This window comes from Paenibacillus sp. EB106-05-06-XG162 (assembly GCF_058791655.1).
Genome location: NZ_JBYTDT010000019.1, coordinates 91266 through 98089, shown reverse-complemented (window position 1 = coordinate 98089; position 6824 = coordinate 91266). Strand labels below are relative to the sequence as shown.

General features: G+C 46.7%; 6 protein-coding genes. 3 read left to right on the top strand and 3 right to left on the bottom strand.

Annotated elements, in window-relative coordinates; translation table 11 throughout:
• Nucleotides 1–209: 209 nt before the first annotated feature.
• Complete coding sequence (locus AC3WU2_RS26870) at nucleotides 210–1559, bottom strand: uracil-xanthine permease family protein (RefSeq protein WP_492458017.1); 1350 nt, start codon at nucleotides 1557–1559, stop codon at nucleotides 210–212.
• Between the two features lie 268 nt (nucleotides 1560–1827).
• On the opposite strand from AC3WU2_RS26870, the gene AC3WU2_RS26865 reads away from it, so the two are divergent.
• The gene (locus AC3WU2_RS26865; protein ID WP_492458016.1) at nucleotides 1828–2808 is read left to right on the top strand and encodes a Rieske 2Fe-2S domain-containing protein; all 981 of its coding nucleotides are present in this window, start codon (nucleotides 1828–1830) and stop codon (nucleotides 2806–2808) included.
• Nucleotides 2809–2927: 119 nt separating this feature from the next.
• On the opposite strand, the gene AC3WU2_RS26860 is transcribed toward AC3WU2_RS26865, so the two are convergent.
• Nucleotides 2928–4211 carry an NCS2 family permease gene (locus AC3WU2_RS26860; protein ID WP_492458015.1) on the bottom strand — a complete coding sequence of 428 codons (1284 nt, stop codon included), beginning with the start codon at nucleotides 4209–4211 and terminating at the stop codon, nucleotides 2928–2930.
• 94 nt (nucleotides 4212–4305) lie between these two features.
• Between AC3WU2_RS26860 and AC3WU2_RS26855 the strand changes: the two genes are divergently transcribed.
• Nucleotides 4306–5037, top strand: coding sequence for a Crp/Fnr family transcriptional regulator (locus AC3WU2_RS26855; RefSeq protein WP_492458014.1), 732 nt, complete (start codon nucleotides 4306–4308; stop codon nucleotides 5035–5037).
• Nucleotides 5038–5227: 190 nt separating this feature from the next.
• Nucleotides 5228–5527, top strand: coding sequence for a DivIVA domain-containing protein (locus AC3WU2_RS26850; RefSeq protein ID WP_492458013.1), 300 nt, complete (start codon nucleotides 5228–5230; stop codon nucleotides 5525–5527).
• A gap of 69 nt (nucleotides 5528–5596) precedes the next feature.
• Here the strand turns inward: AC3WU2_RS26850 and AC3WU2_RS26845 are convergent, their stop codons facing one another.
• A complete protein-coding gene (locus tag AC3WU2_RS26845; protein ID WP_492458012.1) occupies nucleotides 5597–6823 on the bottom strand; it encodes an RtcB family protein in 1227 nt (408 codons plus the stop codon).
• Nucleotide 6824 lies beyond the last annotated feature (1 nt).

Sequence of the window (6824 nt, the reverse complement as noted above, 5' to 3'; positions counted from 1 at the left end):
TTAAATCTGCTGCTTAACTTTTGAAATTCATCTAGACAATCTCATGGAGGAATTTACACACACATATGGACTTGACCACACGCGGGCCTCTTCCCCACCAATTAACTGCTTTTTTGCAGTTATTTCGCACACGCGAGCTACTTTCCCGCCACTCCCCCACCCACCTAAACACAAAAAAGGCTTGGCCCCTACGCCAAGCCTTTCTATATTTAAGCGACTTCTTGCTTCGATGCAACTGCTGGTTTCTCTTTGTGATTCGGAATCAACAGATTTAACAATACTGCCGCAAGTGCACCTACTGTCAGACCTGAAGATAGAACATAATTTACGAAATCAGGCAATCCGTCCGTTGCGCCTTTCGGAAGCACTGTAATCGCAATCGTTAACAATACCGGAATACCAATCACCATCATATTGCGATCATCAAGCACGACATGCTGGATTACTTTCAGACCATTAATGACAATCGCTACACAGACAATACAGAAGATGCCGTTAATCACGGGTTCAGGAATACAAGTAATCAATGCGGACAATTTCGGCATCAGTCCGAGCAAGACAAGGATACCGCCGCCCGCCATAATCGCCATCCGGCTGCCTACACCAGTAATTGCGATCAAGCCAGCATTCGAAGAATAACCCGTCATTGGCGTACCGCCAAACAACGAACCGACAAAGCATCCAAGGCCTTCACCAAAAGATGCGCGGTTCAGACGCTCGTTCGACAGATCCTCGCCTGTAACGGAAGAAATAACGAACCATGTACCCGTCGTCTCAATCAAGACGATGAAATATACGAATACCATCGTAAGAATGGCACTAATATCAAACACAGGTGCTCCAAACGGGAACAGTTTCGGGAAAGAGAACCAAGCGGCATCTTTCACAGGTGAGAAATCGACTACGCCGAACAACGATGCGGTGATGATGCCGGCGACAATCGCAACGATAACCGAAATCAGGCGGAAGAATGTTCCTAGCCCTTTCGCTTTACGTCCAAGAAGAATACAAACAACAAGTACAGTCGCCGAGACAGCACCGATTAGAACATTCGTGCCCAGTTCTCCCTGCCCATGTCCGTATACATTACCTAAGCCGACAGGCATCAGGCCAATACCAACAATGAGAATAACCGTTCCCCCGACAAGCGGTGGAATGAATTTACGAACAGCTTTGGCGAACCATTTGAGTGGAAGGCCGAGCAGCATGACGATCAATGCGCCTGGAAGCAAGCTCCCAGCCATAGCGCCCATGCCAAGTTTACTGCCAATGGCACCGATCGCAGCGATCGGTACGTAGGATGGTCCTTGGACAACTGGCAAGCGCAGTCCGATCCCCGTCTGAATCAATGTTGCGATCCCTGTCGCAAAGAAACACATTTGAATAAAGAAAGAAGCATTGCTGTTACTTAATGATAAAATCCCTGCAATAATGATCGGCGCGATATACAAATCCATGGCTAATACGTGCTGTAATCCTAACAAGAGCGCTTTGACGGGGCCAATCTTCTCATTCACTCCGACGATAAGCTGCGGTTTGTTCGGCTGCTGCTGTTCCAACGAATACCATCCTCTCTTTTATGGCAAAACTTTTTTGATACTCGACACAATATGACAAAAATCACAATTCCGATTATAGGCGACACTTTTCGATTTGTACAGCTCTAAATACGTACATTAAATATTTATCATAAAATTAATGTTCGTCTTTATGTTGAATAACCTGATTCATTTTGATAATATGTACCATATAAACGTTTTAATCACGAAATAATGACATTAAATATTAAATTCTATCAACTTTGAGTGAGCGAAGGAGTATGAAATCATGATCATTGAAGATGCGGTATTACGGCGTGAGTGGCTCGTAGCATGTCGAACGGATGAATTGCAGGAGAAGCCACTTGGCGTGATGCTGATGGGAGAACGTGTCGTGTTGTTCCGGAATAAGGAAGGCGTACATGCGTTCAAAGACTTGTGTATTCACCGCGGAGCGAAGCTCTCTCTCGGCTGTGTACGTGATGGCAACCTCGTATGCCCTTACCATGCGTGGGAATATGATGGCAATGGTGCTTGCGTCAAAATCCCACAGCTTCCAGCTGATCGTGCTATTCCAGGTAAAGCTCGTGCTTACAAATATGCGTGTAAAGAAGAATATGGTCTGGTGTGGGTATGCCTCGACAGCGAACAAGCTGCTCCGATGTTCGCCCTCCCAGAATGGGCAGACGATTCGTATCGCAATGTGATGTGGGGATCAACGACGGTTGAAGCGAAGCCGCCGCGCGTAATCGAGAACTTCCTTGATGTTGGTCATTTGGCCGTCGTGCACGAAGGTTACCTCGGCGTATCTACACATACCGTGATCGGAGACTATCACGTGATTCATGACGAACAGTCCATTCGTTCCGAGGAAATTGAAGTGTTCCAACCTGATCCAGACGGTTCCGGTCAAGCGAAGAACGTCTATTACACCTACGAAATTCTTCGTCCGATGACGGTGAAATTCACAAAACGCGACAAAGAGCAAGGCAACAAAATGTCGATCATTCTGACCGTATCTCCGAAGGATACAGAGACGACGATTGCTTATGGCATCTTGTCCTTTAACTATCCCATGGACTTGTCGGATAACGAAATCGCGGCGTTCCAAGATGTTATTTTCGCTCAGGACAAGCCTGTTGTAGAGAATCAGAAACCGGAAGATCTTCCGCTCGATCTCCAAGCAGAGCTCTCACTCGCTTGCGACCGGATGAGCATCGCTTACCGTCGCTACTTGAAAGATACTGGCCTCGTATGGGGCACGGCATAATTCTACGTATAAATCAAAAAAAGCTGGCACCTGTCTTTCAGGGTCAGCTTTTTCATCTATTCAGCACTTAACTTAGGTTGCACAGTATTGTTTGTACTTCCGTCCACTCACTGTGAGGATCACACGCCTAATATAAAATAAACCAAGAACAACGCTGCAATCACATACATCGCACCAGAGACCTCAGCCCGTCGCCCACTCACAATCTTCACGAGCGGATAGGCAATAAAGCCAAATGCGATGCCATTCACGATACTGAAGGTTAACGGCATGACCGCGATCATCAGATAGGCAGGGAAAGCATCGGTAAAGTCATCGAGCTTCACATGCCTCATCCCTTGAATCATTAAGCAGCCAACAATAATCAGTACTGGTGCAATGGCGCTGCTCGGGATGATTTTCAGAATCGGAATCAGGAACAACGCTGGAATGAACAATAGTCCGGTTACGAACGGCGTTAAGCCGGAACGTCCACCCGCAGCAATCCCTGCAGCCCCTTCTGCCGCTGTCGTCGTTGGACTGCAGCCGAGCATTGAAGCCGCAATAATCGATAAGGAATTCGCTTGAAAAGAACGTCTGAACTTCGACGCGTCCGGCAGCATACCGAGCTGTGCACCCATATTAGCAAAAATAATAACCATCGATAAAGAGAACACAGCAATCCAGAATTGAAAGGAATGGATTTGGCTAAAATCAAATGCAAAGAATACTTCATCATACCCAGCCATCGAGAACTTGAAACTGCCCATTTGGGAGAAATCCACGATCCCTAACAAAATGCCAATGATCGTACCAGCAATAATCCCAATCAGAAAGTTTCCACGAACGCCACGTAAAAATAAGGGAACAACAATGATCAAAGTTAGAAGCGTCGTCAATGCATGTGGATCACGCAAGCTAGCAAGTGTAACAAAGGTCCCTTCGCTCGCGACGATCACGCCTCCATTTTTCAATCCGAGAAAGCCTATAAATAGACCGATTCCGGCTGTCATCGCATGAATCATAGAGCTTGGAATCTTCTTGGATAAATAGACCGCGCCTTTCGTCATACTGACAATAAAGAAAACAATCCCTGCGATCAGAACGGCGGCAAGCGCCTGCTGCCAGGTCAGACCGAAGGAGAACACTAACGTGAAGACGAAAAATGCGTTGTCTCCCATCCCCGGCGCCAGAATTAGCGGTGACTTCGCCCAGAAGGCCATCAGCATACATCCAATAAGCGCGGAGAATACCGTCGCGATCGTCGCTGCTTCATACGGCATGCCCGCATTGCTCAGAATCGCCCCGTTGACGGCAATAATATATGCGATTGTAATGAATGACGTCAGCCCCGCGAGCATCTCCGTCCGGATACTGGTCTGTTGATTATCAATTTGAAATATACGTCCTAATCTTGAGTTCAATGATGATCCCCCATCCATGCTGCCAGTAATTTTTGAATCTTGTCGAATCATGTTACAATAAAGAAGAATGACCATCGTGAAAGGATTGGTACACATGATCGAAATTAATCAAGTCCCGATCTTCTCTGATATTCCAATCGATGAATTGCAACAGATTATTCCGCTGCTCCGAGAGCGTCAATATAAGAAGAATCATGTATTCATGTTCGAGAATGACCAGAGCGATAGTATCTTTATCCTGAGGTCCGGCAAGGTTAAAGTATACCGAGGCCAAGAAGGCAAAGAAGTCATCATGGGTATTCAATTCCCAGGCGACGTCATCGGCGAGGCCGAGGCATTAACCGGTGATAGTCACCGCATTGCGACCATTGAAGCATTGGAGCCGGTTGCGGCATGGCAAATTGCGAAGAAGGATTTCCTTGACCTTGTGGATCGTTATCCTCCCATCCTACGTCGAGCTTATGATATTATGTTCGCACGCGTCCGTGTCTTAAATCGTACCATTCGCTACTTAACGTTCTGTGATGTCCGCACCAAAATTGCAAATTTGATCATGGACCTTTATTATAATTTTGGTGAACAAGAAAAAGATGATATCGCTTACAAGATTGATATGAAAATCAATCACTCGCTGCTTGCAAGCATGGTAGGAATTACACGCGAGTCGATCTCGAAGACACTCAATGATCTGCAGCATGAAGGAATTATCGAGATTAGGCAGAAATATATTTATGTGTTAGATCTGAACCACCTCGAGCGGATTTGTCAGGAGACCGAAGAAGTTCCTGCGCTTCGCAAATGGCAGCACGGCACCATATTGGAATAGCCTGTAATGACTATAACAAAAGAAAAGCTGGCAATGCAGTTAGACCGATAACGTTTAGAATGTGATTTGGTTCATAAAAATTAGGCTAACCCGTTCACAGAATAACCATGCATTGGAAATTAGGAACATTTCATTTGTAAGCACCTCTCCATGCTGTGCTTGCGAATATGGATAAGAAAGGTGATATAACGTGGCTAACGGATTTGGAAAAATGAAAACCCTCGAAGAAATGGGCATCAAACTTACTGCGCAAGAAATTCATAATAAGGATTTCAGCCGTTCCTTGCGCGGGTACAATGAAGAGGAAGTGGATGCTTACCTCGATGAGATTATTAAGGATTACGAACTATTCGCAAGGCTCTTCAAGGAAATGCAGAAACATATCTATGATATGCAAAATGCAGCGAACGTAGAGATATCCAGTACCGACGATCTTCTGCAGCGTATTCGTGAGCTTGAAATGTTTTGCTGGGGTAAGACAAAGGGTTAATCATATAAATATTGATAAGCAGGCATCTGTGGGATGCCTGCTTTGTTGGGGTTGGTCGCGGAAGGCGAATTAATCTTTATAAGGATCGAATTCATCCGCACCCGCCATACAAACGCCAATCGGTTTTAATACGTGCAATACGTCAACAGTCTCCGCATGGGCGTCCAGCACTTCCTGCAGCTTTCGATAGACGAATGGGCTCTCATCCGTACCAGCGCCGCGCAGCTCTACCCCATAACTGTCAACCGCTGTTCGCATTTGCTCAGGGCTAATCTGTCCGCCAGAACGTGTGCGTGTCTTCCAATTCATGCGACCTGCCGCTTGGGTTCGACTCATAATGCGTCCCGCCCCATGAACCGTGCTATAGTAAGCATCTCGATTCTCATCGGTATCTTTCCCCTGCACAATAACTGAGATATCCCCCATGCTGCCTCCGATAAAACCCAGCTGTCCGGGAGCGGATGGCGTAGCTCCTTTACGAACGACGACCGAGTCACGACCGTTATGCGTCTCTTTCCAAGCATAATTATGATGATTGTGCACTTCAAAATCGGATTCTGTACCAAGCAATGCAAGAACCTGCTGAATCACATAGTTCCGACCCGCATAGGCATAACGCCCCGCGAGCTTCATCGCCCGGTAATACATATCACCAAGTTCACTATGCAGGTCCAGCAAAATCGGCGGTTGATCCATCTTCTCTCCCGGGGCATTCGCTAAGAATTCTCTCCCCGCAGCTAAATTAATGAAGCCGCTTGCCGTCTTATGGCCAAATCCACGGCTGCCGAAGTGATTGCCAATCCACAGTCGACCGGTTGCCTCCTCTTCGAATAGATCCACATAATGATTGCCGCTGCCGACCGTTCCAAGCTGATCACGAGCAAGTGATTTTAGCTTGTCATGCTCCTGACGCCCCACGTTCAAATACACATCCCAATCGGGGTCGTCAAATAAGTCGTGATCCACTTTATCCTTGTTGACCCGACCAATGCCAAATGAGATATGCCGCGCAATCTGATCCATAATCTTCGAAATTCTCGACAGTACATCAGCAACCATTAGGTTCGTCCGTACTGCTTTATTACCGCACGCAATATCATAGCCGACGCCAGATGGTGAGATTTGTCCGTCATAGACGACAATCCCGCCAATCGGCTGACTGTATCCTTTATGATGATCTGCCATGAGCAGCGTCTGAACGACATTGCCGTATCCTGCGCAAGTCTTCGCTTGCGCTAATGCTCCGTCATCGGGGTCCCCCCAGACACGTACGCCTTGAATGGTCTGATAAGCCATT